The organism is Streptomyces sp. NPDC031049 (assembly GCF_055571015.1).
The window spans coordinates 1-24,787 of sequence record NZ_JBVIGC010000007.1 but is presented as its reverse complement, the minus strand read 5'-3'; the positions used below and the strand labels follow the sequence as shown (position 1 = coordinate 24,787).

Below are 24,787 nucleotides of genomic sequence, written 5' to 3'. Positions count from 1 at the left end.
GGGCGGCGACGACGCAACCGGCGCGAAGGAGTCGCAGACGTGAGCGAGGGCCACACCCCGACGAACGGGTCCCCGAGGCTGAACACCGGTGTGGCGCACAACGCGCGCGTGTGGAACTACTGGATCGGCGGCAAGGACAACTACGAGGTCGACCAGCAGGTCGGCGAGCACGTCGCCGGGCTGTTCCCGGTCATCCGGGAGGTCGCCCGGGCCGACCGCTGGTTCCTGGGCCGGGCCGTCCGCTTCCTGACGGAGGAACGGGGGATACGCCAGTTCCTCGACATCGGCACCGGGCTGCCGACCGCCGACAACACCCACGAGATCGCCCAGCGCATCGCGCCGGACGCACGGATCGTGTACGTCGACAACGACCCGATCGTGCTCACCCACGCCAGGACCCTGCTGACCGGCAACGCCGAGGGCGCCACCGACTACATCGACGCCGACGTGCACGACCCGGACGCGATCCTCGCCCGCGCCCGGCAGACCCTCGACTTCGACCGGCCGGTCGCCGTGATGATGCTCGGCATCCTCAACTTCGTGCTGGACCACGACGAGGCCCGGCAGATCGTGCGCAGCGTCATGTCGGCCCTGCCCTCCGGCAGCCACCTGGCCCTCACCCACCCCACCCACGACGCCGAACTCGGCGGCGAGGGCCAGATCCCGGCCATGGAGTTCTGGAACGAGAACGCCACCCCGCCGATCACCGCCCGCGGCCGTGCGGACATCGCCGCCTTCTTCGAGGGACTCGACCTGCTCGAACCCGGACTCGTCTCCTGCTCGCAGTGGCGCCCGGAGCCGGGCTCCCCCGCCGCCGTACCGCAGTACGGCGCGGTGGCCGTGAAGCCCTGACCCGCCGAAAGTATGATCAAGCGATGTCTGACATGACCGAAACCACGCCGGGTTGGCTGACGACCGACGAACTCGAACTCGTGCGGGCCCGTATGCCGGTCCTGTACGTCGAGGCCGTGCCGGTCCGGGTCGACGACAGCGGCGAAGTCACCAGCGTCGGCCTGCTGCTGCGCATCGGCCCCGACGGAACGGTCAGCCGGACCCTGGTCTCCGGCCGGGTGCTGCACCACGAACGGGTCCGGGACGCCCTGCTGCGCCACCTGGAGAAGGACCTCGGCCCGGTGGCGCTCCCCCGCGTCCCGGCCTCGCTCCAGCCGTTCACGGTCGCCGAGTACTTCCCGACCCAGGGCATCACGCCGTACCACGACCCGCGCCAGCACGCGGTGTCCCTCGCCTACGTCGTCCCGGTCACCGGCGACTGCCGGCCCCGGCAGGACGCGCTGGACCTGGTCTGGTTCAGCCCGCAGGAGGCGCTGTCGCCGGCGGTGCAGAGCGAGATGCCGGGCGGCCACGGGGTGCTGCTGAAGCAGGCGCTGGCGCATGTCGGCTGCGTGAACTGACGCGCCCGGGACACGAAGAAAGTCCTCGCGGACCACTGCCCGCGAGGACTTCTCTCTGTCGGGACGACAGGATTTGAACCTGCGACCCCTTGACCCCCAGTCAAGTGCGCTACCAAGCTGCGCCACGTCCCGATACCCGCTGACCTGGGGATTCCCCTGGCCGAACGCGCAGGAAAACCATACCGCACTCGGACCGGTGGTCGCGCATCGCTTTTCGGTGGCACGTGTCCGGCGGACTCCGGGGCGCGGCTCGCCGCGCGACGCTTGACCTCAAGTTTGGTCGAGGTTGCAGGATCGTTGGCATGACGATCACCGAGGAACGCGCACGCACGTACGACTACGCCGATCTGCCCGGCCTGATGGCCCTGATGACGGGCGACGAGAAGCACGGCCCCGCGGCCACGTCCACGCTGGACGTGCTGTGGGTGCTCTACGACCGGGTGCTGCGGGTGGCCCCGGAACGGAGGGACGACCCCGAGCGGGACCGGTTCCTGCTGTCGAAGGGCCACGGGCCGATGGCGTACTACGCCGTCCTGGCCGCCAAGGGGTTCGTGCCCGTGGAGTGGCTGCCGGGCTTCGGCTCCTACGACTCGCCGCTCGGCCACCATCCCGACCGGACCCTGGTGCCCGGGGTGGAGATCGGCAGCGGCTCGCTGGGCCACGGGCTGCCGATCGCCGTGGGCACCGCGCTCGGGCTGCGCGCCCAGGGTCTCGCCGAGCCCCGGGTGTGGACCCTGATCGGGGACGCCGAACTGGACGAGGGCAGCAACCACGAGGCGATCGCGTTCGCCGGGCCGGCCGGGCTGGAGCGGCTGCACACCGTGGTCGTGGACAACCGCTCCGCCAGCCACGCCCGGCCCGGCGGCATCGCCGCCCGCTTCGAGGCGGCGGGCTGGTCGGCGATCACCGTCGACGGACGCGACCACGAGGCGCTGCACGCCGCCTTCACCGCGCCGCATCCGGGCCGGCCACACGTGGTCGTGGCCCGGGTGGAGCCGAAGTCCGCCTGACCGCCCCTTCCCCGGCCCCGCCACTCCCCTTCAGCCAACTTCAGAAAGGCCTCCCATGGACACCATGCGTGACCGCTTCGCCCCCGTCGTCTCCCGTCTGCTCGACGAGGATCCGCGCGTCGCCGTCGTGCTCGCCGAGATCGGCGTCGACGGCTTCGAGGAGGCGCGACGCCGGCATCCGGACCGGGTCGTCAACGTCGGCATCCGCGAGCAGCTGCTCGTGGGCACCGCGGCGGGGCTGGCGCTGACCGGGCTGCGGCCGGTCGTGCACACCTTCGCCAGCTTTCTCGTCGAGCGGCCCTTCGAGCAGGTCAAGCTGGATCTCGGCCATCAGGACGCGGGGGCGGTGCTGGTGAGCGCCGCCGCCTCCTTCGACTGGCCGGCCGGCGGCTACACGCACATGGCGCCCGGTGACGTGGCGCTGCTCGACACCCTGGACGGCTGGACGGTGCACGTGCCCGGGCACCCGGACGAGGCCGAGACCCTGCTGCGGCACGCCGTCGCCGCCGGGGACGACAAGGTGTACGTACGGCTCTCGGTGCAGGCGAACGCCGTGGCCCGGCCCGTCGACGGGCGGCGCTTCCACACCGTCCGCGAGGGGCGCTCCGGGGTGGTGATCGCCGTCGGGCCGATGCTGGACGCGGTGCTCGCCGCCACCGAGGGCCTCGACGTCACCGTCCTGTACGCCGCGACCGTGCGGCCCTTCGACGCGGACACGCTGCGCCGGGCCACCGGGACGACCGGAACGGACGTCGTCCTCGTGGAGCCGTACCTGGCGGGCACCTCGACCGCGGCCGCCAACGACGCGCTGCACGACGTCCCCCACCGGGTGCTCGGCCTCGGTGTGGGCCGCCGTGAGCTGCGGCGCTACGGCGGCATCGAGGAGCACGTCGCCGCGCACGGCCTGGACGCCCGGTCGCTGCGGGAGCGGATCGGCGCCTTCGTCGGGACCGGTGCCGCGGTGCCGGCGGGGGCCTGACGGCGGGCGGTCGCCGCCCGGACCCGGAGCCGCCGGGCGTCCCGCCCGCCCGCCTCCCGGCCCGTCGGCCTCCCCGCCCGTCAGCCCCGGTCGGGGCAGGTCCGCCCGGACGCCGATGCCGGCGTGCGGCGGGGCGTGGCCGGGTCGGCGCGGACCAGGTCGCGGACGGCGGGTATCGACAGCAGCGCGGCCGAGACCAGCAGGCTCACCACCCCGGCGACGAGCAGTACGCGGTCGGCGCCCAGGGCCCCGGCCGCCGGGCCGGCGAGGGCCTGCCCCACCGGCATCATCGCCAGGGAACCGGCGACGTCGTAGGCGTGGATGCGGTTGAGCACGTCGGGCGGGACCTGCGTCTGCACGCTGGTCGCCCACATCACGCCCCAGAACGACATCCCGGCCCCGGCGACGGCCGCCCCCGCGGCCATGGCGGGCACGCCGAGCCCCGCGCCGACGGTCGCCGGGAACGCGGCGAAGCCGACCAGGGCGATCGCACCGGCCCGCAGCATGCGGCGGGGCCGCAGCCGCAGCGCGATCAGCCCGCCGACCACCGTGCCGGCGCCCAGGGCGGAGTTGACCAGGCCGTAGGCGCGCGGGCCGTGCTCCTGGACGACCTCGACCGCGACGAGGGGGACGGTGGGACCCCACACGGCGATCATGTACAGGCACCAGACGGCGATGACGCCCCAGAGCCAGGTGCGGGAGCGGAACTCCCGCCAGCCCTCGACCAGATCGGCCCGAAAGGCCTTGGCTCCGCCCGCCGAAGCCTTGCCCTCCGGCGCCCCGCTCGCCGTGGCCGCGCCCGTCTTGCCGGCGCCTGCCTCGGCGGCGCCTGCCCGGGCGCGGCCGGCGGTCCCGCTGCCCGCGGGGAGCGGAGGCAGCCGGAGCAGCAGCAGACACAGCGCGCTCAGCCCGTACGTGGCGGCGTGCGCGGCGAAGACGCCGCCGGGCGAGGCGAAGCCCACCAGCAGCCCGGCCGCGGCCGGCCCGGCGAGGTGCGCCGCGGACTCGGCGACCCGTATCGCGCCGTTGGCCCCCTGCACATCGGTGGCGAGCCGGGGCACCGTGCTGGCCACGCCGGGCTGGAAGACGGCGCCGGCCACGCCGTTGACGAAGCCGATGGCGCAGATCTGCCACAGCACGACGTGCCCGGAGAAGAACAGGACCGCCGCCAGGGCCTGGGTGCCGAGGCGGACCAGGTCGGCGCCGATCATCAGCTTGCGGGTGCTGAACCGGTCGGCGATCACCCCGCCGAAGACGACCAGCCCGGCGAAGGCGGCGGCCGTCGCGGCCATGGCGAGGCCGACCGCGCCCGCGCCGTACCCGTGCTGGAGCAGGCCGGCGGCGAGGGCGACGGGCAACATGGTGTCGCCGAGCCGGGCGACGGCACGGGCGGTGAAGAACAGGCCGAAGTCCCGCGACCACACCGGCCTCGCCGGCCGGCCCGGTCCGCCGGCGCACCGCGCGGGGCCGTTGGGTCCCGGTTCACCGACGCGCCGCGCGGGGCCGTTGGGTCCCGGTTCACCGACGCGCCGCGAGGGGCCGTTGGGGCCCCGTTCGCCGACGCGCCGCGCGGGACCGCCGCGGCCGTCCCCGGCAACGATGTCGCCGGCCCCTCGGCGCCCCGCGGCCCGGCCCGCCGCCTCCGGCCGTCCCGATCCGTCCCGCGCGGGCTGCGACGGTGTCCCGGTCACCTTCGCGCGCTCCCTCCCCGGTCGGTCCCCACCGACTCGGCGCCGCTCCCCGCCGGCCCCCCGGCCGGCCCGTCCGGCGGCGCCGGGGCTCCCCTCCCGCCCCGGCCGCCACCGATGCCCCGGATCATGCCACGGGGCACCGACAACGCCCCGGGGTTTTCATCCCGTGGGCGGCAGCCCCAGCCGGGGATGGGCCTCCAGCAGGCGGGACGGGGCGGCCTGGCGCCAGGAGTCGGCCAGGATGTCCCGCAGTTCGTCCTCGCCCTCCAGCGCCGAGAGGCGGACCCGCACCCAGGCGAACTGGGCCTCGTGGCCGGCGATCCAGAACTTCCCCGGCTCGGCGAGGGCCAGTTCGTCGCGCTCCTCCTTCGGACAGCGCACGGCCATGGAGGTCTCGTCCTCGGGCAGGGTGGCGAACATCTTCCCCGCGACCCGGAACGTGGGCATGCTCCAGGCGGTCTTCTCCGTCGTGTCCGGCAGGGACAGGGCGATACGGCGTACGTCTTCGGCGTCCGGCATGGCAGGCACCGTAACCGCTGCCACTGACAGTCACCCGCCGTGCCGCTCGGCGAGGTGCCGGCCGAGGCGCTTGTAGTAGAGCGTGGTCGGCCGCAGCACACCCCCCGGATCGGCCGCGTAGGCGGGGATCACGCCCGCCCGGGTCCACCCGGCGCTGCGGTACAGACGCTCGGCGGGGCTGTCGGTCTCGGTGTCCAGGTGGAGCAGGGTGAGTCCGGCGTCCGCGGCGGCCTGCTCGGCGGTGGCCAGCAGCCGGCGGCCGACTCCCCGGCCGCGGGCCTCCCGGTGGACCATGAGCTTCACCAGTTCGCCGCGGTGCCGGCTGTTGGGCTTGTCGGGCAGGGCGAGGCTCACGGTGCCGGTGATCCGGCCGCCGTCGCGGGCCACCCACACGGCGAGCCGCCCGGCGGTCACGTCGGCGGCCCGGTCCCGCCACCACGCGACGGCGTCCGCGTGGTCCAGCGGTGCGAGGAAGCCGACGGAGGCGCCGCCGGCCACCGTGTCGGCCAGCAGGCCGGCCAGTTCCTCCAGGCAGTCCGTCAGCCGCCGCGCGTGAAGTCGGTACACGCTCATGGCAGCACCACCGCGAGCAGGTAGCGCACCGCCTCGGGGCCGGGGCAGCGAAACCGCGTCGGCCCCCACACCCGCAGCCGCAGGCAGTCTCCGGCGTCCAGGGCGTGGGTGGTCTCCCGCTCGGTCACCTCCAGCCCTCCCGCCAGGACCCAGACGTGCTGTTCCAGGCCCGGCACGGGCGGCCGGTCGTAGGGGATGTCGGCGCCCGCGGCGAGGCGTCCCTCGACGAGTTCGCCGCGCAGGCCCGCGTGCGGCGGGGAGACCGACCGGCGGACGAAGCCGGAGGACCGGTCCTCCCAGAGCGGCTGGTCCGCGGCCCGCACGAGCGGCGCGGGCCGCGCCTCGACCTCGCTGAGCAGTTGGGACATGGTGCGCCCGTACACGGCGCACAGCCGGTTGAGCAGGGCTGCCGTGGGGCTGGTCTCCGCCCGCTCGGCCCGGGACAGCGTGGACCGGCTCACCCCGCTGCGCTCGGCCAACTCCCCCAGGGACCAGCCGCGTTCGGCCCGCAGCTCGGCGAGGCGGGCGCCCAGCAGGGCGTCCACGGCGGCGGTGCCGGCGTCCGTGACGGTGCCGGTCTCCGTGTCACTGTCGCTTCTCATGTCCGGGACGCTATCCCGGACATGAGACGGCCGTGTTACGGACGGCTCACTCCCGGGCCGCGTCCTGGAGCGCCCGCAGCACCGGCCGGATCAGCGGGTGCTCCTCCGCTCCCCGGCGTACGGCCGCGAAGACCCGGCGGGTGGGCGCGACTCCGTCGACCGGGCGGACGACCGCCCCGGTGAGGTCCGTGCCGTGCAGGGCCGAGCGCGGGACCAGGGCCACGCCCGCCCCGGCCGAAGCGAGGGCCACCACCGCCCGGAAGTCGTCCGAGGAGTGCTCCATACGCGGCTGGAAACCGGCGTTCTCGCAGGCCAGCACGACCACGTCATGGCAGGGGTTGCCCGGGTAAGGGCCGATCCACGAGTCCTTGGCCAGCTCCGCGAGCGGCACCTCGGCGGCGTGGGCGAGGGGGTGCGTGACCGGCACCACGGCGTCGAACGGCTCGGCGTAGAGCGGGACGTGGGTGAGCCGCGGGTCGTCGGCGGGCGGGGCGCCGCGGTACTCGACGGCGACGGCCACGTCGACCTGCCGGTCCAGCACCATCGGCAGGCTCGCGTCGCCCTCGGCGTCCTGGACGCGGATCCGGATGCCGGGCGCCGACCCGGCGAGGGAGGCGACCGCGGGTGCGACGACCAGCGCGATGCCGGTGGCGAAGGCGGCGACGGTGACGGTGCCGGCCTGCCCGGAGCCGTAGGCGGCCAGCTCGGCCTCGGCCCGCTCCAGCTGGGCGAGCACCGCGTTGGTGTGGCTGAGCAGGATCTCGCCGGCCGGGGTCAGCCGTACGCCCTTGGCGCCGCGCTCGACCAGGCGGTGGCCGGTCTCCTGCTCCAGGGCGGACAGCTGCTGCGAGACCGCCGAGGGGGTGAGGTAGAGCGCGGCGGCAGCCGCCGTCACCGTACGGTGGTCCGCCACCGCACGGAGGATGTGCAGCCGCCGCGCTTCGATCACGGGATCGATTCTCTCAGGTCACCGGCGGATCAGGCGTCGAGCTGCTCCCGCGCGGCCACGAAGGCGTCCACCGCGCGGTGGACGTCGTCCGTGGAGTGGGCGGCCGAGAGCTGGACCCGGATGCGGGCCTGGCCCTGCGGCACGACCGGGTAGGAGAAGCCGATCACGTAGACGCCGCGTTCCAGCAGCAGCTCGGCCATGCGCCCGGCCCGTGCCGCGTCGCCGATCATCACCGGGGCGATGGCGTGGTCGCCGGGCAGGACGTCGAAGCCCTCCTCGGTCATCCGGCGGCGGAACAGCGCGGTGTTCTCGGCGAGCCGGACGCGCAGGTCGTCGGCCGACTCCAGCAGGTCGAGCACCTTCAGCGAGGCGGCGGCGATCACCGGGGCGAGCGTGTTGGAGAACAGGTACGGCCGGGAGCGCTGGCGCAGCAGGGCGACGATCTCGGCGCGGGCGGCGACATAGCCGCCGGAGGCGCCGCCGAGGGCCTTGCCGAGGGTGCCGGTGACGATGTCGACGCGGTCCATGACGCCGTGCAGCTCGGGCGTGCCGCGTCCGCCGGGGCCGACGAAGCCGACGGCGTGCGAGTCGTCGACCATGACCATGGCGTCGTAGCGGTCGGCGAGGTCGCAGATCTCGCGCAGCGGGGCCACGTAGCCGTCCATGGAGAAGACGCCGTCGGTGACGATCAGGCGGCGCCGGGCGGACTGGGCCTCCTTCAGCTGCGCCTCGAGGTCGGCGAGGTCGCGGTTGGCGTAGCGGAAGCGGCGGGCCTTGGACAGGCGGATGCCGTCGATGATCGAGGCGTGGTTGAGGGCGTCGGAGATCACCGCGTCCTCGGGGCCGAGCAGGGTCTCGAAGACGCCGCCGTTGGCGTCGAAGCAGGAGGAGTACAGGATCGTGTCCTCCTGCCCGAGGAAGGCCGACAGGCGGGCCTCCAGCTCCTTGTGCACCTCCTGGGTGCCGCAGATGAAGCGGACGGAGGCCATGCCGTAGCCCCAGCGGTCCAGCGCCTCGTGGGCGGCGGCGACCACCTCGGGGTGGTCGGCGAGGCCGAGGTAGTTGTTGGCGCAGAAGTTGAGCACCTCTCCCCCAGCCTCCGGCCGGGGGGACCCCCAGGGGCGGCCGCCGGCGGTGACGTTCACGGTGGCGGACTGCGGGGTGCCGATCACGCGCTCGGGCTTGTGCAGTCCGGCGGCGCGGATCTCGTCGAGGGTGGCGCGCAGGTCGTCGCGTACGGAGTCGAACACGGAAGGCTCCAGAGAAGGGGTGCGGTGAGGGGAGGGGCGGGCCCCGGGGGAGGCTCCCAGGAGGAGGAGAGCCGGGGGCCGTGGGTCAGACGGTCCAGTCGAGGATGACCTTGCCGCCCGTGCCGCTCGCCGCGTCCTCGAACGCGGCCTCGTAGTCACGGTGGCCGTACCGGCCGGTGATCACCGGGGAGAGGTCGAGACCGCCCTCCAGGAGGACGGACATCGCGTACCAGGTCTCGAACATCTCCCGGCCGTAGATGCCCTTGATGGTGATCATCGAGGTGACGACACGGGCCCAGTCGACCGGGAACTCCTCGGCGGGCAGCCCGAGCATGGCGATCCGGCCGCCGTGCGTCATGTTGGCGATCATGTCGCGCATCGCCTCGGGGCGGCCGGACATCTCCAGGCCGATGTCGAAGCCCTCGCGCAGCCCCAGCTCGCGCTGGCCGTCGGCGATCGTCAGCTCGGAGACGTTCAGGGCGAGGCTGACGCCGACCTTGAGCGCCAGCCGCAGGCGTTCCTCGCTCACGTCGGTGATCACGACGTTGCGCGCCCCGGCGTGCCGGGCCACGGCGGCGGCCATCAGGCCGATCGGGCCGGCGCCGGTGATCAGGACGTCCTCGCCGACCAGCGGGAAGGACAGCGCGGTGTGCACGGCGTTGCCGAACGGGTCGAAGATCGCGGCGACGTCGAGGTCGACGGGGACGCGGTGCACCCAGACGTTGGAGGCCGGCAGGGCGACGTACTCGGCGAACGCCCCGTTGCGGCCGACGCCGAGCCCGACCGTGGACCGGCACAGGTGCCGGCGGCCGGCCAGGCAGTTGCGGCACTTGCCGCACACCAGGTGGCCCTCGCCGCTGACCCGGTCACCGACCTGGACGTCGGTGACGTCCCGGCCGGTCTCGACGACCTCGCCGACGAACTCGTGCCCGAGGACCAGCGGGGCGCTGACGGCCTGCCGCGCCCAGCCGTCCCAGGCCCGGATGTGCAGGTCGGTGCCGCAGATGCCGGTGCGCAGCACCTTGATGAGCACGTCACCCGGCCCGACGGCGGGCTCGGGGACGTCCATGAGCCACAGCCCGGGCTCCGCCTTCTCCTTGACCAGCGCCTTCAACGCTTCGGCTCCTGAGGGGTGTGGTCCCGGGGCAGGGCATGCCGGGGCGGCCCGCGTCCGGGGAGGTGAGGGGGATCGCACAGCAATCTGCCCTACCGGGACCGCGGCAGTCCATCGAGGTTTTCTAAAGCGGCGCCACAGCTTTCCTTCACACGGCTCCCACGGGCCGTCGCGTTCCTCACGGCGGCAGGCCGTCGTCCGCGCTGCGTTCGAGGCGCCGGGTGAGCTGGGCCGCCGTCGACTTGATCGTCTCCAGTCCCTCGCGCCCCCAGGGCCGCGGCCGGACGTCGGCGGCGCTCACCGTGCCCAGCACGGTCCCGGTGCTGTCGATGAGGGGGGCGCCGAGGTAGGAGCGGATGCCGAACTCGTCGACGACCGGATTGCCGGCGAACCGGGGGTAGTCGCGGACGTCCTCCAGGACCAGGGCCTTGCGCCGGGCGGCCACATGCGGGCAGAAGCCGTGCTCACGAGGCTGGACGCGGCCGAACTCGGGAGCGGTGCCGTCGCCGCGCACCACGGGCGGGACCTCGGGGACGTGCAGCCCGGCGAAGAACTGCCCGTCCTCGACCAGGAAGTTGACCATGGCGTAGGGGGTCCCGGCGTGCTCGGCGAGCCGGTCCGCGAAGGCGTCGAGCGCGGGCTCGGGCCGGTGCCCGAATCCGAGCCTGCGCAGCCGCCGGGCCCGGGCGGGCGCCTCGGTGTCCTCGGGCGTGAGCAGCAGACGTCCGACCGGGCGCGGCGGGTCGTAGCTCATGGGCGGACTCCGGCGCTGTGGGCGTACGTCATGGGCGGCTCCGTGGCGGTGGGTGCGGGGGTCACCTGTGGGCGCCGTACCCCGAGGCGGGGGCCGGCGTGTGGGCGAGAAGGTGGCGTACGAGAGTCAGCAGGGTCTGCACACCGGAACTGGAGATCCGGGCGTCGCAGCGCACGACGGGGACCTCGGCGGCGAGGTCCATGGCCAGGCGCACCTCCTCGGTGTCGTAGCGGTGGGCGCCGTCGAACTCGTTGACGGCGACGACGAAGGCGAGGCCGCGCTGTTCGAAGAAGTCGACGGCCGCGAAGGACTCCTCCAGGCGGCGGGTGTCGGCGAGGACGACCGCGCCGAGGGCGCCCTCGCACAGTTCGTCCCACATGAACCAGAACCGCTCCTGCCCCGGCGTTCCGAACAGGTACAGGACGTGTTCCGGGTCGAGGGTGATGCGGCCGAAGTCCATCGCCACGGTCGTCTCGAGTTTGTTCTCGATGCCGTCGAGGTTGTCGGTGGCGGCGCTGACCGTGGTGAGCAGTTCCTCCGTGCTCAGCGGCGCGATCTCGCTGACCGCGCCGACGAAGGTGGTCTTGCCGACCCCGAACCCGCCCGCGACCAGGATCTTGAGCGCGGTGGGGAACGGGTCGTCGCCGTCCGCGCCGGCGGTTCCGCCGGGTCCGTCGGTGTAGTCAGAGCTGTCGTCGTAGTCCATCGAGCACTGCCTCCAGAAGGGCCCGGTCCGTGGGGTTGTGGTGGAACGCGGGGGGCTTGGTGGTCAGCGCCCCGCAGTCGACGAGGTCCGACAGCAGCACCTTGGTGACCGCCACCGGCAGCCTCAGATGGGCGGCGACCTCGGCGACCGGGACCGGCGCGCGGCACAGCTCGACGGCCTGCGCGTGCTCGGGTCCGAGGTAGCCGAAGGGGGTGGCGCCGGTGGCCATCACCTGCGACATCAGGTCGAGCGCGACGCTGGGCCGGGTGCGGCCGTTGCTGACCGTGAAGGGCCGCACCAGCCGTCCGGCCGCGTCGTCGAGCCAGGGCCCGTCGCCGGCCGCCGCCGCGCTCAAGGCCTCATCGCCGGGGAAGCCGGGGACTCGACGGCGTGCTGCCGGGGCGCGGTGACGAGGTAGGGGCGGACGCTCTTGACCAGCATCGCCATCTCGTAGCCGAGGACCGCCGCGTCGGCCTCGCGGCCGGCCAGTACGGCCAGGCAGGTGCCGGAGCCGGCGGTGGTGACGAACAGCAGCGTGGAGTCGAGTTCGACGACGACCTGCCGTACGTCCCCGCCGTCGCCGAAGCGGACGCCGGCGCTGCGGCCGAGGGAGTACAGGCCGGAGGCCAGGGCCGCCATGTGGTCGGCGCTGTCGGGGTCCAGGCCGTGGACGGACTTCACCAGCCCGTCGCAGGACAGGAGCACCGCGCTCCTGGTGTGCGGTACGCGCTGCACGAGTCCGCTCATCAGCCAGTCGAGGTCGGATACCTGGCCGGTCGGCGCGTCGCTCGCCATGGTGGATCGACTCCTTGGAATACGAAGGGGGGTGGTCATCCGGCCGGTGCGCTCCCGTCGTGCCGGGCGCGCTCCCGGTGGGGTGGTCCGGTGGGCTGCTGCGCCTCGGCGAGGCCGATGCCGCGCTGGAAGGCGGCCATCAGACCGGGGTCGTGGCCGGGGAACTGGTCGGGGTCCTGCCGGGGGGTGGGTCCGTCGCGGAGCTGGGGAGCGATGTGCTCCTGGGCGCGGCGGCGGGGCAGCCGGGGTTTGTCGATGGTGCCGCGCACGGCGGCGTGGCGCGGGACGGGTGGGGTGTCGGCGTGCTCGGCGAGGGCGCCCCGGTCGTCGGGACGGATGCCCGGCACGGCTTCCGCGGGGTTGGGCCGGTCCTCGTGCGCGCCGCGCACGGGCAGCGGCTGGGGTGCGGTGCCGTGCGCGGGCACGGGCTCGGGGTCGTGCCCGCTGCGGGCCCCTTCGGACCCCGGGTCGCGCCCGGAGGGGTCCGCGGCGGGCACGACGGCGGTGGGAACGACGGGGGCGGCCGGGGCGGGGTCCGGCTGCCGACGGGGCGGCGGCACGGGTACGGGCGCGGATGCCGCCGGGGTCTCGGACCGGGCCCCGCTGCCCGGGACGCCGGGTTCCGTGCCCAACAGGGCCTGGGGGACGACGAGCACGGCCTGGACGCCGCCGTAGATGTTGGACTGGAGGCGGACGGTGATGCCGTGCCGCTTGGCCAGCTGGGAGACGACGTACAGCCCGATGCGCCCGTCCGCCAGCAGCCGGGCCACGTTGACCTGGTCGGGGTCGGTGAGCAGGGCGTTCATCCGGTGCTGTTCGGCGACGGGCATGCCCAGGCCGCGGTCCTCGACCTCGACGGCGAGCCCGGAGGTGACGAGGCCGGCGCGCAGCAGCACCGGGGTGTGCGGTGCCGAGAACACCGTGGCGTTCTCCACCAGTTCGGCCAGCAGGTGGATGACGTCGGCGACGGCGTGGCCGCGCAGGGTGCCGTCGACCGGCGGGACCAGCCGGACCCGGGAGTACTGCTCGACCTCGGCGATGGCCGAGCGCAGCACCTCGGTCATGGAGACGGGGTTGCTCCACTGGCGGCGGGAGACGGCGCCGCCGAGCACGGCGAGGTTCTCCGCGTGGCGGCGGATGCGGGTGGCGAGGTGGTCGACGTGGAAGAGGCCCTTGAGCAGGTCGGGGTCCTCCATCTCGTTCTCCAGCTCGTCGAGGATGGAGATCTCGCGGTGGACCAGGGACTGCAACCGTCGGGCGAGGTTGACGAAGACCTCGAGCTTCTGTTCGCTTCCGGCCTGGCTGGAGAGCTGGGCGGCCTGGACGACGGCCGAGACCGCGCTGTCGTGGGCACGGGCCAGGTCGGCGGCGAGCAGATCGAAGTCGTCGGCGTCGCCCGGGAGTCGGCCGGGCACCGGACGTCTGGGCGGTCCCTCGCCGCGGCGCAGTGCCTCGACCACGGCGCGCAGGTCGCCCTCGCCGCGTGCGGTGCTGCGGCGCAGTGCGCCGACGCGGTCGTGCACCGTCCGGGCGGCGCGGCGGGCCGCGACGGCGGCGATGACGACGGCCGCGAGCGTCACCGAGAAGGCGCCCGCCAGCACGCCCCAGAGGGTGGGTCCGGGCGCGGTCTGCGTGGAGCGGACCGTGAACAGCACGGCCGCGCAGCCGCTGAGGGCCACGGCGACGGGCGGCAGGACGGCGAGTCGCAGCAGTTGGGACCGTATGTGGGTCTCGGGCAGCGCGGGAGCGGTGCGGGCGGCCGGCCGTCCGTGCCGCCCGCCCTCGCGTCGGTCTGCGCGCGCGGCCGGGGCGCGGAGGTGAGACATCGGTGTCCTCGTACTGGTCCGTCAGGGGTGGCGTGCTCACGCGTGGTGCGCCACGCGGGCATGCGCCATCGCGGTGTCGGCCGTGGGACCGCGACACGGTCTCCTGTCGCCCGACGGACACTCACGGTAGTCGCCTGCCCATCATGTGCGGTGGGCAGTTGACAAAGTCCCCCGGGCATCGTCCCGCTCTGGTATGAGGCCTCGTACGACAGACCGATAAGCCGGTGAGACACCCGCTCCGGAACAATGCGAGACCGGTCGGAACCGATCAGAGACGGTCACGTTCGGTGACATCGGTGGGGCTCGCCGAGTGGCGATCCGCCGGCCGGCGCTCCGTCCACGCGGGCGTGCCGCAGCACACGCCCGCGGACACGGCGCGGGAACGGCGCCCCCTGCCGCCGGGCAGCCCCTCGGACGCGGCGAGGTGCCGCCGGGGCGGCTCAGCCGCCCGGTGTCACCGGCTCGCCCGCGGTGCCGAGGCCGCCGCCGGGCACGACGGGCGCACCGCCGGTCCGCTGCCGGGGGCGGCGCCAGTGGGGGTCCAGGGGTGCGGACACCGACCGCCACCAGGGAGCGGCGGGAATCAGTCCCCCGGGTTCGAATGGCTCCCCGGGCCGCGGCAGGGCGACCGCCTGGCCGGCCTCGTCCGCCACGTCCTTGGTCCACTCACCGGGCTCCGCCCACGGGTGCGGGGCCAGTCTGAAGGTCCCCCAGTGGATCGGCAGCAGGACGCCGGCGTCGGCCGCCCCGCCCTGGAGGTCGAGGTGGGCGCGCAGGCCCTCGTCCGGGGTCATGTGGATGTCCGGCCAGAACGCGGAGTACGCGCCCACCTGGATCATGGTGGCGTCGAAGGGCCCGTGCTCGGCGCCGATCTTTGCGAAGCCGTCGAAGTACCCGGTGTCGCCGCTGTGGTAGACGCGGTGTTCCGCACCGGCGACGACCCAGGAGGCCCAGAGCGTGTGCTGGGTGCTGCGCAGCCCGCGTCCGCAGAAGTGGCGGGCCGGCGTGGCGGTCAGGGTGAGGCCGCCGGCCTTCGTCGACTCGTGCCAGTCCAGCTCGCGCAGCCGGCCGGCGGGCACCCCCCAGTGCTCCAGGTGAGCGCCGACGCCCAAGGGCGCGGCGAACAGGGTGTCCGTGCCGGCCAGCGCCTTGATGGTGGGCATGTCCAGGTGGTCGTAGTGGTCGTGCGAGACGACCACGACGTCGACCGGGCCGAGGGCGGCGAGCGGCACGGGCACCCGGTGCAGCCGCCGGGGCCCGGCGAACGCGAACGGCGAGCAGCGCTCGCCCCACACCGGGTCGAACAGCACGCGCTGCCCGTCGATCTCGGCGAGCACGCTGGAGTGCCCCAGCCAGGTGAGGCGGAGCCCGGTGGCCGGCGGACGGGACAGGTCGGCGAGCGTGGTGGCGTGGGTCGGGACCGGGCCCCGGGGGGCGCGGCGCACGCGTGCCTCCCGGTCGAAGTAGATCTTCGCGAAGTCGCGGGCCGAGCCGGAGGGCCGGGTCCGGGCCGGGCCGCCGGGGTTCTGGAAGGCACCGTCCCTGAAGTGCGGCGAGGTGCGGATGCGCGCCATGCGCTCACCGCTGGGGTCCGCACCGAAGGCGGCCGGCCGCAGGGCTCGGGACGCTGAGCTCGAAAGACGGAAGCCGGCCACGGTACCTCCAGGTGGAGTGAGTCAGGATTTCATTATGGTCCGGCGCACCGGCACTCCCGCCGCCCGCCCGCGCCCCGGGCCCGGCAGCGGGCCTCCCCGCGCCACCGCCCCCGGAAACGGATTAGGGTGACCGGCGTGGCCAGGGTTCGATTGAGTGTGCGAGAAAGGCGCGAGGAACTGCTCGGCGCGGCGATCGAGCAGATCGCGGCGCGCGGCGTGGCCGCGGTGCGGATCTCCGACGTGGCCTCCGCGCTCGGCGTCAGCAACGCGCTGGTGCTCTATCACTTCTCGACCAAGGAGAAGCTGGTCGCCGCGGCGTTCGCGCAGGCCGCCCAGGACGATCTCGCACGACTGCACAAGCTGCTCGGCCGCCGCACGTCGGCGTTACGGAGGCTGCGCGCGGCGGTGCGCTGGTACGCCCCGACCGGCCAGGCCAAGGGCTGGCGGCTGTGGATCGAGGGCTGGGCGGCGGCGCTGCGCGAACCGGCGCTGCGCCAGGTGGCACGGGACCTCGACGCGCAGTGGAAGGCCGCGATCGAGGCGGTCATCGCCGAGGGCGTGGCGGCGGGCGAGTTCCCCTGCCCGGACCCGGCCGGCGCCGCGCTGCGGCTGACGGCCCTGCTGGACGGGCTGGCCGTGCAGCTGACGTCGTACGGCGGCACGGTCTCGCGGACGCGCGCCCAGGAGTGGGTGGACGACGCGCTCGCCCGGGAACTGGGTGTGGCGCGGGAGGCGTTGACCGCGTCACGCAGGTGAGCGCGGCCGACGCCCGTTCCCCGGACGGCCGTGGGGCCGTCGCCCGTCCCGCTCAGGCCACCGACGCGATCCGCATCCGGATGTCGTCCGGCGACAGGGCGCCCTTCGCGGTCACGTGGTCGCCCGACGACTGCCCGCGCAGCCGCCTCCCGATCCACGGCACCAGGTACTCGCGCGCCCACTGGACGTCGTCCCGCCGGACGTCGAGGGTGCCGCGCGGCGGCAGCGGCGGCCAGGGCTGGTCCGGGTCGGCCGGCACCGGCAGCCCGAGCACCTGCCCGGCGCGCAGCGCCACACGCGTGTGCCCCTCGGGCGACAGGTGCAGCCGGTCCGCGTCCCAGGCCCGCCGGTCCTGCACGCTGCGCAGCGACCACAGGTCGAGCACCGGGCAGCCGTACCGGTCGGCGACGGCCCGCACATGCCCGTTGTAGGTCGCGATCTTGCCGCGCAGGTGTTTGAGGACGGGCACGCCGCGGGTGTCGAAGCCGGTCGTCACCATCACCGTGCCGGCGACCGCGGTCAGCCGGGCGACCGCCCGTTCGAACCGCTCGGCCACCTCGTCCGGGTCGCTGCCGGGCCGGATGATGTCGTTGCCGCCCGCGCAGAAGGAGACCAGGTCCGGGGCGAGTTCCACGGCCCGGGGCACCTGGTCGGCCACGATCTGGTCGAGCAGCTTCCCGCGGACGGCGAGGTTGGTGTAGCGGAAGTCGCCCTCCGGTCGCCGGTCCGCGAGCAGGACGGCGAGGCGGTCGGCCCAGCCGACGAACGCCCCGTCGGGGCCGGGGTCGCCGACGCCCTCGGTGAAGCTGTCCCCCACCGCGACGTACGACCCGATCACTGATCTGCTGTCACTCTTCGAATCGTCTGCCACGTCGCACCATGATTCACCCTCGAATGTGACCTACGCGACCGTAGGAAGGGGTTGACGAGCGGTGAGAAAGACCACGCCCCGCCGCACCTAAAGTGTTCGCCAACTCCGGAATATCCGGCGGGGTCTTCCGGCCCCGGACGCACCGAAGGCCGGACCCGGGGATCGGGATCCGGCCTTCGGTGGCGCGAGAGACCTGAGCGTCAGAGGGAGACGCCCTTGGAGCGCAGGTAGGCGACCGGGTCCACGTCGGAGCCGTAGTCCGGCGTGGTGCGGATCTCGAAGTGCAGGTGCGGTCCGGTGGAGTTGCCGGTCGAGCCGGAGAGGCCGACCTGCTGGCCCGCGCTCACGGACTGGCCGCTGGAGACGGAGAGCGAGGACAGGTGGGCGTACTGGGCGTAGTGGCCGTCGGCGAGCCGGATGACGACCTGGTTGCCGTAGGCACCGGCCCAGCCGGCCGAGACGACGGTGCCCGAGCCCACGGCCTTCAGGGAGGTGCCGGTGGGGACGGCGAAGTCGACGCCGGTGTGGTAACCGCTGGACCACATGCTGCCCGACTGGCGGTACGGCGTCCCGAGGGTGCCGCCCGGCACCGGGGAGGCGAAACCGCTGGAGGCGGTGGAGGTGCCCGCGGACTGGGCCTTGGCGCCCTCGTCGGAGGACTCCTGCTGCGCGGCGCCCGAGGACGACTTCTCCTGGGCGGCAGACTTCGCCGGCTTGTCCGACTTGCTCTGCTTGCTGGACTTGCCGGACTTGCTCGACTTGTCCGCCATACCGGCGCCCGCCTCGGCCTTGCCGCCGATGGTGAGCTTCAGGCCCGGGTGGATGAGCGACGGGTCCTCGCCGACGGCCTGGAGGTTGTCGGCCCACAGCTGCTGCCAGCCGCCGGCGACGTCCTGCTCGTCGGCGATCTTCGCGAGGTAGTCGCCGGCGCGCACGGTGTAGGTGCTCTCGTCCGAGGACTTCCCGGCCTGGTCGAGGTTCTTGCCGGCGGCCTTCTGCTGGGCCACCGGAAGGGAACTCACGGCCTTTTCGGGCACGTTGTGCGCGGGAGCGGCGTGCGCTCCGGCGGCGCCGATGAACGGCAGCGCGAGCGCGGCGCCACCGGTGGAGGCCGCGGCGATGGTACGGGTCAGACGCTGGGTCTTGCTGCGACGGTGCTTACCCTTCGCGGGCATGGCGCATTCCTCTCCGGCGCCTGCGAGGTGAGCTGTCGGGTGCGGGCTGGAGATGCCCGGCCGTGCCGAAGCGCGGCTTTACCCCTAGCCGTTCCGGGAACCGGAACAGGCGGTTGTACCTGTGGGTCCCCCGCTCCTGCCGTGTACGGGTGATGGATGGGTGCGGGCTCCGGTCGGCGGCAGGATTAGGCGTCCGTCCGGATCGGTGGTGAACGTAAGGGACCAAGACGCACAGGAACAAGCGGCGGTTTCCGGATTCGGGGATTTCGCTTGATCCTTTGCCGGAATGCGCCGTCACACTCCGTCGATTCCTGGGCCGCCGTCACCCGCAAACATCCTTGAAAAGCACGTGAATTACGTGGACATGACGGGCAACGCACCGTCACGGATATGACGCTCCTCACGCACCCGTCCGCCAGCCTCCCTTATTCCAGAGCGAGTTGGAATGAAGGCACCAATTCGGACAGAAGGCCTGAAAGACTCAATGGAGAATTATCCGGTCGCCGTTCCTGCCGTTCCCCTGCCTGTGGACAACTCATTGCCCCAGGCAAGGGATGCCGTATCGTCGAGTCGGTGCCCGTCGACGAGCAGCGCCGGCGGGGCGGAGTGGGAGGAGTCCCCGTGACGCAGCAGGTCCCGTCGACCGAGCCGGAGCTGTCCGGTGTGCGCAATTTCCGTGACGTGGGCGGACTGCCGACCGCGGACGGCCGGCGGGTGCGGTACGGAGTGCTGTACCGCAGCGGTCACCTCGCGCACGCCACCGCGGAGGACGCCGCGTTCCTCGGCTCCCTGGGTCTGCACACGATCTTCGACTTCCGCAACGCGGCCGACCAGAAGCTGGAGGGCCCCGACGTCGCGCTGCCGGGCGTGCGCAATGTGAACCTGCCGCTGTCCGACCCCGCCGACGGCGCCGAGTTCTGGAAGATGATCCGCGACGGCGATCTGGACCAGCTCCGGGAGATCCTGGCGGACGACAAGGGCGCCCAGCGGATGATCGCCTCCTACCGCATGATCATCAAGGAGCGCACGGCGGAGCACTCCCAGGTGCTGCACGCCCTCGCCGAGGACAGCGTCCCCGCCCTGATGCACTGCGCGGCGGGCAAGGACCGGGCCGGTCTCTCGGTGGCGGTGACGCTGCTCGCCGTGGGCGTGGAGCGCGACGCCATCGTCGAGGACTACCTGAAGTCGGGCGCCGCGCACCGCCGCTACAAGGTGCGTCGCGGCGGCGACTCCGCCTCGGCCTACTCCCCCGAGGTCATGGAGCTGCTCAACCCCCTGTTCGACGCGCGCGCCGAGTATCTTCAGGCGGCCTTCGAGACGATCGAGGGGACCTGGGGCGGCGTCGACGGCTACCTGGAGCAGGGCCTGCGGATCACCCCCGAGACCCGGCAGCGGCTGCGCGAGCGACTGCTCGACTGACCCCGGCTCCCCGGGGCGCGGCGCTTTGGTCCCCGGCCCCCCGGCCGGGGCCGCCAGGCCGGCGCCGGCTACTTGGCGCCGACCTCGAACAGCAGGTAGACGAAGGCCGCGAAGACGTGCCCCACGGCGATGTAGACGATCAGCCGCACCCACAGGGCACGCGGGAACTTCTCCTCCATGTCGCTCATGGCGTCTCTCCGGTGGTGGGGCCGAGGCACATCGTGGCCGCGGGGCTCTGCAACAGGGTGTGGACGAACAGCAGGTCGACGCCGTCGGTGTCCATGGCGGCGATCCGGTGCGGGGTGAGCGAGTCGAAGTGCGCGCTGTCGCCGGGCACCAGCCGGTGCACGGTGTCGCCGAGCCGCAGCCGCAGCCGGCCCCGCAGGACGTGGAGCCACTCCTCGCCGGGGTGCACGCGCACGATGTCGCCCTGCGACCCGTAGGGCGCGTGGACCCGCAGCGCCTGCATCCCCCGCCCGGCGGCGCCGGCCTGCCAGTACGTCCAGCCGCCCGCCGGCGTCGGCTCCATGTCGGCCGCCCGGACGACCGCGTCCTGGCCCGCGACGGTCTCGCCGAGCAGCTCCGAGACCGTCGTACCGTAGATCCGGGCCAGCGCGAGCAGCATGGGCAGCGACGGCTGGCGCTGTCCGGTCTCCAGCCGGGAGAGATGGGCGGGCGACAGCCCTGCGGCACGGGCCGCCGCCTCCAGGGTGAGGGCGGCCCGCCGGCGCAGGGACCGCAGCTGCGGTGCCACGACGGACACCGCGTCGGCGGCTCCGTCCGGCGGCGCGGACTCGGGAGTGCTCATGCCTCCATTGAGCCCGACGTTTGCCCAAGGGGCAATTTTCTTGCCTGGGAGGCAAAGGCGTCCCTCAGCGGGGACATGGGCCGGGTCAGGGCCCCGGGTGGCGCCCGGCCCCGGGTGCCCCTAGCGATTGGCCACCGCCTGCTTCACCAGTGTCCTGCCGAAGTCCCACACCAGGCCGCCACCGTTGTGCGCGTCGTCCATGACCTCGGTGAAGGCGTCCACGAACCGGTCCACCTCCCGCTCCCCGACGATCAGCGGCGGGATGAGCTTGATCACCTCCAGGTGGTCGCCGGAGACCTGGGTGAGGATGCGGTGCCGGTGCAGCAGCGGGGCGACGACCATCTGCGCGAACAGCCCCTTGCGGGCCGCCTGGAGCATGGTCCACCGGCTGCGCAGCTTCATCGACCGCGGCCGGCCGAACTCGATGCCGACCATCAGTCCCCGGCCGCGCACGTCGGACAGCAGCTCGTAGCTGTCCACCATCGCCGCCAGCCGGGACTTCAGCCGCTCCCCCACGGCCGCCGCGTTGGCGACGATCTCCTCGTCGTCCATCACGGCCAGCACCGCGAGCCCGGCGGCCATGGCCTGCGCGTTGGAACCGAAGCTCGCCGAGTGCACCAGCACGCGGTCCATCGACGAGAACACCTTCTTGAAGATCCAGTCCTTGCCCAGGGTCGCGCCCACCGGCACGTACCCGCCGGAGAGCGCCTTGGCCACGCACACCAGGTCCGGTTCGACGCCCTCCTCGTCCTGGTAGGCGTAGAAGGTGCCGGTCCGGCCGAGGCCCGTCTGCACCTCGTCCGCGATGAGCAGCGCCTTGTGCCGGTGCAGCAGCTCCTGGGCGGCGCGCAGATATCCGGACGGGGCCTCGTGCACGCCCTTGCCCTGGATCGGCTCCACGATCAGCGCGGCGACGTCGCCCCTCTTCAGCTCCCGGGCCAGGGCGTCGAGGTCGCCGAGCGGGACGGCCGTGTCGGGCAGCAGCGGGGCGAAGCCGTCCCGGAACCCGGCCTCGCCGTTGACGGACAGCGATCCGGTCGTCAGCCCGTGGAAGGCGTGGTCGCAGTACAGCACCCTGGGTCTGCCGGTCGCGTACCGGGCGAACTTCAGCGCGGTCTCCACCGCCTCGGTGCCGCTGTTGCCGAAGAACACCTTGTCGAGGTGCGGGCTGTACGACAGCAGCCGCTCGGCCAGCAGTCCGGGCAGCGGCGGGCAGTCGAAGCGGGTCAGGTCGGCGAGCGAGGCGTCGAGCACGTCGTGCAGGGCCTTGCGGACGACGGGGTGGTGGCGGCCCAGGCCCATCACCCCGAAGCCGGCGAGCATGTCCAGGTAGTCGTTGCCGTCCGCGTCCCAGAAGTAGGCGCCCTCGGCGCGCTCGTAGACCTTGTCGAAGCCGATGGTGCGCAGCATGCGCGGGAGCTGGTGGTTGACGTACCTGCCGTGCAGCTCGTACCGCTCGGCTCCGCGCTCGGCCAGCAGCGCGCCGAGGTCGAACTCCTTGGTCATTCCGTTTCTCCTTGCGCTGACGCGACGGGTGGGTCGCCCCCCTGTTTCCGCTGCTCCGCGACGGCCAGGCTCGCGCTGATCCGGCCGGCGATCTCGACGGGGGTCAGCCCGATGTCGGCGAGCACCTCGGCGCGCTTGGCGTGCGCGAGGAACCGCTCCGGGATGCCGAAGCGCCGCACGGGCACGTCGACCTCGGCGTCACCCAGCGCCAGGGCGACGGCCGAACCGACGCCGGCGGCCCGGCTGTTGTCCTCCACGACGGCCACCAGACGGTGCCGCGCGGCCAGCGGCGGCAGGGCCGGGTCGACGGGCTTGACCCAGCGCGGGTCCACCACGGTGCAGCCGATGCCCCGGGCCTGGAGCAGCTCGGCGGCCCGGAGGCAGACCGGCGCCATCACGCCCACGGCGACGAGCAGTACCTCGGGCCGGTCCGCGGCGTGCAGGACGTCCATGCCGCCGACGCGGTCCACGGCGGGCACGGCCGGGCCGACCGACTCCTTCGGGAAGCGCAGCAGCGTCGGCGCGTCGTCCACGGCGACCGCCTCCCGGAGCTGGGCGCGCAGCTGGTCGGCGTCGCGGGGAGCGGCGATGCGCAGGCCGGGGACGACCTGGAGGACGGACAGGTCCCACATGCCGTTGTGGGAGGGGCCGTCGACGCCGGTGACGCCGGCCCGGTCCAGGACGAAGGTCACGCCGCAGCGGTGCAGGGCGACGTCCATCAGCAGCTGGTCGAAGGCCCGGTTGAGGAAGGTGGCGTAGACGGCGACGACCGGGTGCAGCCCGCCGGTCGCCAGCCCGGCGGCGGACACCGCCGCGTGCTGCTCGGCGATCCCGACGTCCCAGACCCGGTCGGGGAACCGCTCCGCGAACCGGCCGAGTCCGACCGGATGCAGCATGGCCGCCGTGATGGCGACGACGTCCTCCCGTTCCTCCCCGATGCGCACGATCTCCTCGCCGAACACCGACGTCCACGACGGCCCGCCGGAGGGGGCGAGCGGGGCGCAGGTCAGCGGGTCCATCACCCCGACGGTGTGGAAGTGGTCCTCCTCGTGGGCGAGGGCGGGAGCGTAGCCGCGGCCCTTCTCGGTCAGGCAGTGCACCAGCACGGGCCCGTGGAAGCGTTTCGCGCGGCGCAGCGCCGACTCGACGGCGCCGATGTCGTGGCCGTCGACGGGGCCGACGTACTTCAGACCGAGGTCCTCGAACAGGCCCTGCGGGGCGAAGGCGTCCTTGAAGCCCTTCTTCGCACCGTGCAGGGCCTCGTAGACGGCGTTGCCGACGACGGGTGTGCGCTGGAGGACGTCCTTGCCCCAGGCCAGCATCCGCTCGTAGCCGTCGGTGGTGCGCAGCGTCGCGAGGTGGTCGGCCAGACCGCCGATCGTCGGGGCGTAGGAGCGCTCGTTGTCGTTGACGACGATGATCAGCGGCCGGTCCTTGGCGGCCGCGATGTTGTTCAGGGCCTCCCAGGCCATGCCGCCGGTGAGCGCGCCGTCGCCGATGACGGCGACGACGTGGCCCTCCTCCCCCCGCACCCGGCGCGCCTTGGCCAGGCCGTCGGCCCAGCCGAGGGCGGTGGAGGCGTGGCTGTTCTCGATGACGTCGTGCTCGGACTCCTCGCGCGACGGATAGCCCGACAGGCCCCCCTTGCCGCGCAGCTTGGAGAAGTCCTGGCGGCCCGTCAGCAGTTTGTGGACGTAGCTCTGGTGACCGGTGTCCCACAGGATGCGGTCGGCCGGTGACTCGAAGGCCCGGTGCAGGGCGACGGTGAGTTCGACCACGCCCAGGTTGGGCCCGAGGTGGCCGCCGGTGCGGGCCACCGCCCGGATCAGGAAGTCGCGGATCTCCTGGGACAGTTCGCCGAGTTCCGCCTCGGACAGCGCCCTCAGGTCGCGTGGTTGGCGGATGTTCTCCAGGATCGTCACGCTCGGCCCCCTCTCGGTCCGTGCTTGTCAGCTCACGGTGACGGCCGGCTCCCCCTGCGCGACGCCGTCCTGCTCCATCTGCTCGGCGAGCTTCATCGCCTCGTCGATCAGCGTCTCGACGATCTTCGACTCCGGCACCGTCTTGATGACCTCGCCCTTGACGAAGATCTGCCCCTTGCCGTTGCCGGAGGCCACCCCCAGGTCGGCCTCCCGGGCCTCACCCGGACCGTTGACGACACAGCCCATCACCGCCACCCGCAGCGGCACGTCCATGCCCGTCAGACCGGCGGTGACCTCCTCGGCCAGCTTGTACACGTCCACCTGGGCCCGGCCGCAGGACGGGCAGGAGACGATCTCCAGACCCCGCTGCCGCAGGTTCAGCGACTCCAGGATCTGGATGCCGACCTTGACCTCCTCCGCCGGCGGGGCGGAGAGGGAGACGCGGATCGTGTCACCGATGCCCTGCGAGAGCAGCGCACCGAAGGCCACGGCCGA

General features: G+C 73.5%; 26 protein-coding genes, 1 tRNA gene and 1 riboswitch. Of the genes, 6 read left to right on the top strand and 21 right to left on the bottom strand.

Features of this window, described 5'->3' with window-relative positions; all coding sequences use genetic code 11:
- The first annotated feature begins 39 nt into the window (after positions 1–39).
- Positions 40–852 (top strand): SAM-dependent methyltransferase, encoded by an 813-nt coding sequence (locus ACZ45Q_RS13775; protein WP_468259586.1) that lies wholly within the window; start codon positions 40–42, stop codon positions 850–852.
- A 32-nt stretch (positions 853–884) separates the two neighbouring features.
- The gene (locus tag ACZ45Q_RS13770) at positions 885–1,412 is read left to right on the top strand and encodes an NUDIX hydrolase family protein (protein ID WP_468260355.1); all 528 of its coding nucleotides are present in this window, start codon (positions 885–887) and stop codon (positions 1,410–1,412) included.
- A 58-nt stretch (positions 1,413–1,470) separates the two neighbouring features.
- Here the strand turns inward: ACZ45Q_RS13770 and ACZ45Q_RS13765 are convergent.
- A tRNA-Pro gene (locus ACZ45Q_RS13765) sits at positions 1,471–1,544 on the bottom strand.
- A 170-nt stretch (positions 1,545–1,714) separates the two neighbouring features.
- Between ACZ45Q_RS13765 and ACZ45Q_RS13760 the strand changes: the two genes are divergently transcribed.
- Together ACZ45Q_RS13760 and ACZ45Q_RS13755 are read left to right on the top strand one after the other, a co-directional pair.
- Positions 1,715–2,422, top strand: coding sequence for a transketolase (locus ACZ45Q_RS13760; protein ID WP_468259583.1), 708 nt, complete (start codon positions 1,715–1,717; stop codon positions 2,420–2,422).
- A gap of 55 nt (positions 2,423–2,477) precedes the next feature.
- The gene (locus ACZ45Q_RS13755; protein WP_468259580.1) at positions 2,478–3,401 is read left to right on the top strand and encodes a transketolase family protein; all 924 of its coding nucleotides are present in this window, start codon (positions 2,478–2,480) and stop codon (positions 3,399–3,401) included.
- Positions 3,402–3,481: 80 nt separating this feature from the next.
- Here ACZ45Q_RS13755 and ACZ45Q_RS13750 read toward each other — a convergent pair whose 3' ends face one another.
- From ACZ45Q_RS13750 to ACZ45Q_RS13690, 13 genes are all read right to left on the bottom strand, one after another.
- A complete protein-coding gene (locus ACZ45Q_RS13750) occupies positions 3,482–4,825 on the bottom strand; it encodes an MFS transporter (RefSeq protein ID WP_468259578.1) in 1,344 nt (447 codons plus the stop codon).
- Between the two features lie 426 nt (positions 4,826–5,251).
- Entirely contained in the window at positions 5,252–5,611 is a 360-nt protein-coding gene (locus ACZ45Q_RS13745; protein WP_468259576.1) for an MmcQ/YjbR family DNA-binding protein, read from the bottom strand.
- A 30-nt stretch (positions 5,612–5,641) separates the two neighbouring features.
- Positions 5,642–6,184, bottom strand: coding sequence for a GNAT family N-acetyltransferase (locus tag ACZ45Q_RS13740; protein WP_468259574.1), 543 nt, complete (start codon positions 6,182–6,184; stop codon positions 5,642–5,644).
- Complete coding sequence (locus tag ACZ45Q_RS13735) at positions 6,181–6,786, bottom strand: helix-turn-helix domain-containing protein (protein WP_468259571.1); 606 nt, start codon at positions 6,784–6,786, stop codon at positions 6,181–6,183. Before ACZ45Q_RS13735 ends, ACZ45Q_RS13740 begins: the two co-directional genes overlap by 4 nt.
- Positions 6,787–6,832: 46 nt before the next feature.
- On the bottom strand, positions 6,833–7,735 hold the full coding sequence (locus ACZ45Q_RS13730; protein WP_468259568.1) for a LysR family transcriptional regulator: 903 nt from the start codon (positions 7,733–7,735) through the stop codon (positions 6,833–6,835).
- A gap of 29 nt (positions 7,736–7,764) precedes the next feature.
- Entirely contained in the window at positions 7,765–8,985 is a 1,221-nt protein-coding gene (locus tag ACZ45Q_RS13725; protein ID WP_468259565.1) for a glycine C-acetyltransferase, read from the bottom strand.
- 85 nt (positions 8,986–9,070) lie between these two features.
- Entirely contained in the window at positions 9,071–10,099 is a 1,029-nt protein-coding gene (tdh, locus tag ACZ45Q_RS13720; RefSeq protein WP_468259563.1) for an L-threonine 3-dehydrogenase, read from the bottom strand.
- 178 nt (positions 10,100–10,277) lie between these two features.
- Positions 10,278–10,853: a GAF domain-containing protein gene (locus tag ACZ45Q_RS13715; protein WP_468259561.1), complete on the bottom strand. Its 576-nt coding sequence runs from the start codon at positions 10,851–10,853 to the stop codon at positions 10,278–10,280.
- Between the two features lie 61 nt (positions 10,854–10,914).
- The gene (locus ACZ45Q_RS13710) at positions 10,915–11,559 is read right to left on the bottom strand and encodes a GTP-binding protein (protein WP_468259559.1); all 645 of its coding nucleotides are present in this window, start codon (positions 11,557–11,559) and stop codon (positions 10,915–10,917) included.
- Positions 11,537–11,914: a DUF742 domain-containing protein gene (locus ACZ45Q_RS13705; RefSeq protein ID WP_468259556.1), complete on the bottom strand. Its 378-nt coding sequence runs from the start codon at positions 11,912–11,914 to the stop codon at positions 11,537–11,539. The genes ACZ45Q_RS13710 and ACZ45Q_RS13705 overlap by 23 nt, the downstream gene beginning before the upstream one ends.
- Positions 11,911–12,354 carry a roadblock/LC7 domain-containing protein gene (locus tag ACZ45Q_RS13700; protein ID WP_468259553.1) on the bottom strand — a complete coding sequence of 148 codons (444 nt, stop codon included), beginning with the start codon at positions 12,352–12,354 and terminating at the stop codon, positions 11,911–11,913. Before ACZ45Q_RS13700 ends, ACZ45Q_RS13705 begins: the two co-directional genes overlap by 4 nt.
- A gap of 35 nt (positions 12,355–12,389) precedes the next feature.
- A complete protein-coding gene (locus tag ACZ45Q_RS13695) occupies positions 12,390–14,180 on the bottom strand; it encodes a sensor histidine kinase (RefSeq protein ID WP_468259550.1) in 1,791 nt (596 codons plus the stop codon).
- 440 nt (positions 14,181–14,620) lie between these two features.
- Positions 14,621–15,835, bottom strand: coding sequence for an MBL fold metallo-hydrolase (locus ACZ45Q_RS13690; RefSeq protein WP_468259547.1), 1,215 nt, complete (start codon positions 15,833–15,835; stop codon positions 14,621–14,623).
- A gap of 135 nt (positions 15,836–15,970) precedes the next feature.
- On the opposite strand from ACZ45Q_RS13690, the gene ACZ45Q_RS13685 reads away from it, so the two are divergent.
- The gene (locus tag ACZ45Q_RS13685; RefSeq protein WP_468259544.1) at positions 15,971–16,591 is read left to right on the top strand and encodes a TetR family transcriptional regulator C-terminal domain-containing protein; all 621 of its coding nucleotides are present in this window, start codon (positions 15,971–15,973) and stop codon (positions 16,589–16,591) included.
- 52 nt (positions 16,592–16,643) lie between these two features.
- Here ACZ45Q_RS13685 and ACZ45Q_RS13680 read toward each other — a convergent pair whose 3' ends face one another.
- Both ACZ45Q_RS13680 and ACZ45Q_RS13675 read right to left on the bottom strand, forming a co-directional pair.
- A complete protein-coding gene (locus ACZ45Q_RS13680) occupies positions 16,644–17,429 on the bottom strand; it encodes an SGNH/GDSL hydrolase family protein (RefSeq protein WP_468260352.1) in 786 nt (261 codons plus the stop codon).
- A gap of 233 nt (positions 17,430–17,662) precedes the next feature.
- Positions 17,663–18,637, bottom strand: coding sequence for a M23 family metallopeptidase (locus tag ACZ45Q_RS13675; protein WP_468259541.1), 975 nt, complete (start codon positions 18,635–18,637; stop codon positions 17,663–17,665).
- Positions 18,638–18,641: 4 nt separating this feature from the next.
- A riboswitch (cyclic di-AMP (ydaO/yuaA leader) is annotated at positions 18,642–18,799 on the bottom strand.
- A gap of 459 nt (positions 18,800–19,258) precedes the next feature.
- Here ACZ45Q_RS13675 and ACZ45Q_RS13670 point away from each other — a divergent pair.
- The gene (locus ACZ45Q_RS13670; protein ID WP_468259538.1) at positions 19,259–20,056 is read left to right on the top strand and encodes a tyrosine-protein phosphatase; all 798 of its coding nucleotides are present in this window, start codon (positions 19,259–19,261) and stop codon (positions 20,054–20,056) included.
- Positions 20,057–20,124: 68 nt separating this feature from the next.
- Here the strand turns inward: ACZ45Q_RS13670 and ACZ45Q_RS13665 are convergent, their stop codons facing one another.
- The 5 genes from ACZ45Q_RS13665 to ACZ45Q_RS13645 all read right to left on the bottom strand — a co-directional run.
- Positions 20,125–20,244 carry a DUF6126 family protein gene (locus ACZ45Q_RS13665; RefSeq protein WP_365826801.1) on the bottom strand — a complete coding sequence of 40 codons (120 nt, stop codon included), beginning with the start codon at positions 20,242–20,244 and terminating at the stop codon, positions 20,125–20,127.
- A complete protein-coding gene (locus tag ACZ45Q_RS13660; RefSeq protein WP_468259534.1) occupies positions 20,241–20,864 on the bottom strand; it encodes a helix-turn-helix domain-containing protein in 624 nt (207 codons plus the stop codon). The genes ACZ45Q_RS13665 and ACZ45Q_RS13660 overlap by 4 nt, the downstream gene beginning before the upstream one ends.
- 120 nt (positions 20,865–20,984) lie before the next feature.
- The gene (locus ACZ45Q_RS13655; protein WP_468259531.1) at positions 20,985–22,370 is read right to left on the bottom strand and encodes an aspartate aminotransferase family protein; all 1,386 of its coding nucleotides are present in this window, start codon (positions 22,368–22,370) and stop codon (positions 20,985–20,987) included.
- Positions 22,367–24,292, bottom strand: a complete 1,926-nt coding sequence (gene dxs, locus ACZ45Q_RS13650) for a 1-deoxy-D-xylulose-5-phosphate synthase (protein WP_468259528.1) — start codon at positions 24,290–24,292, stop codon at positions 22,367–22,369. Before dxs ends, ACZ45Q_RS13655 begins: the two co-directional genes overlap by 4 nt.
- A gap of 27 nt (positions 24,293–24,319) precedes the next feature.
- The coding region (locus tag ACZ45Q_RS13645; protein WP_468259525.1) for a flavodoxin-dependent (E)-4-hydroxy-3-methylbut-2-enyl-diphosphate synthase at positions 24,320–24,787 on the bottom strand (468 nt) is incomplete at its 5' end.

Excerpts from the sequence above, each read along its gene's own strand:
- ACZ45Q_RS13770 (WP_468260355.1), top strand. The coding sequence starts at position 885 with ATGACCGAAACCACGCCGGGTTGGCTGACGACCGACGAACTCGAACTC.
- ACZ45Q_RS13760 (WP_468259583.1), top strand. The coding sequence starts at position 1,715 with ATGACGATCACCGAGGAACGCGCACGCACGTACGACTACGCCGATCTG.
- ACZ45Q_RS13755 (WP_468259580.1), top strand. The coding sequence starts at position 2,478 with ATGGACACCATGCGTGACCGCTTCGCCCCCGTCGTCTCCCGTCTGCTC.
- ACZ45Q_RS13745 (WP_468259576.1), bottom strand. The coding sequence starts at position 5,611 with ATGCCGGACGCCGAAGACGTACGCCGTATCGCCCTGTCCCTGCCGGAC.
- ACZ45Q_RS13740 (WP_468259574.1), bottom strand. The coding sequence starts at position 6,184 with ATGAGCGTGTACCGACTTCACGCGCGGCGGCTGACGGACTGCCTGGAG.
- ACZ45Q_RS13735 (WP_468259571.1), bottom strand. The coding sequence starts at position 6,786 with ATGAGAAGCGACAGTGACACGGAGACCGGCACCGTCACGGACGCCGGC.
- ACZ45Q_RS13715 (WP_468259561.1), bottom strand. The coding sequence starts at position 10,853 with ATGAGCTACGACCCGCCGCGCCCGGTCGGACGTCTGCTGCTCACGCCC.
- ACZ45Q_RS13710 (WP_468259559.1), bottom strand. The coding sequence starts at position 11,559 with ATGGACTACGACGACAGCTCTGACTACACCGACGGACCCGGCGGAACC.
- ACZ45Q_RS13700 (WP_468259553.1), bottom strand. The coding sequence starts at position 12,354 with ATGGCGAGCGACGCGCCGACCGGCCAGGTATCCGACCTCGACTGGCTG.
- ACZ45Q_RS13695 (WP_468259550.1), bottom strand. The coding sequence starts at position 14,180 with ATGTCTCACCTCCGCGCCCCGGCCGCGCGCGCAGACCGACGCGAGGGC.
- ACZ45Q_RS13675 (WP_468259541.1), bottom strand. The coding sequence starts at position 18,637 with ATGCCCGCGAAGGGTAAGCACCGTCGCAGCAAGACCCAGCGTCTGACC.
- ACZ45Q_RS13665 (WP_365826801.1), bottom strand. The coding sequence starts at position 20,244 with ATGAGCGACATGGAGGAGAAGTTCCCGCGTGCCCTGTGGGTGCGGCTG.
- ACZ45Q_RS13660 (WP_468259534.1), bottom strand. The coding sequence starts at position 20,864 with ATGAGCACTCCCGAGTCCGCGCCGCCGGACGGAGCCGCCGACGCGGTG.
- ACZ45Q_RS13655 (WP_468259531.1), bottom strand. The coding sequence starts at position 22,370 with ATGACCAAGGAGTTCGACCTCGGCGCGCTGCTGGCCGAGCGCGGAGCC.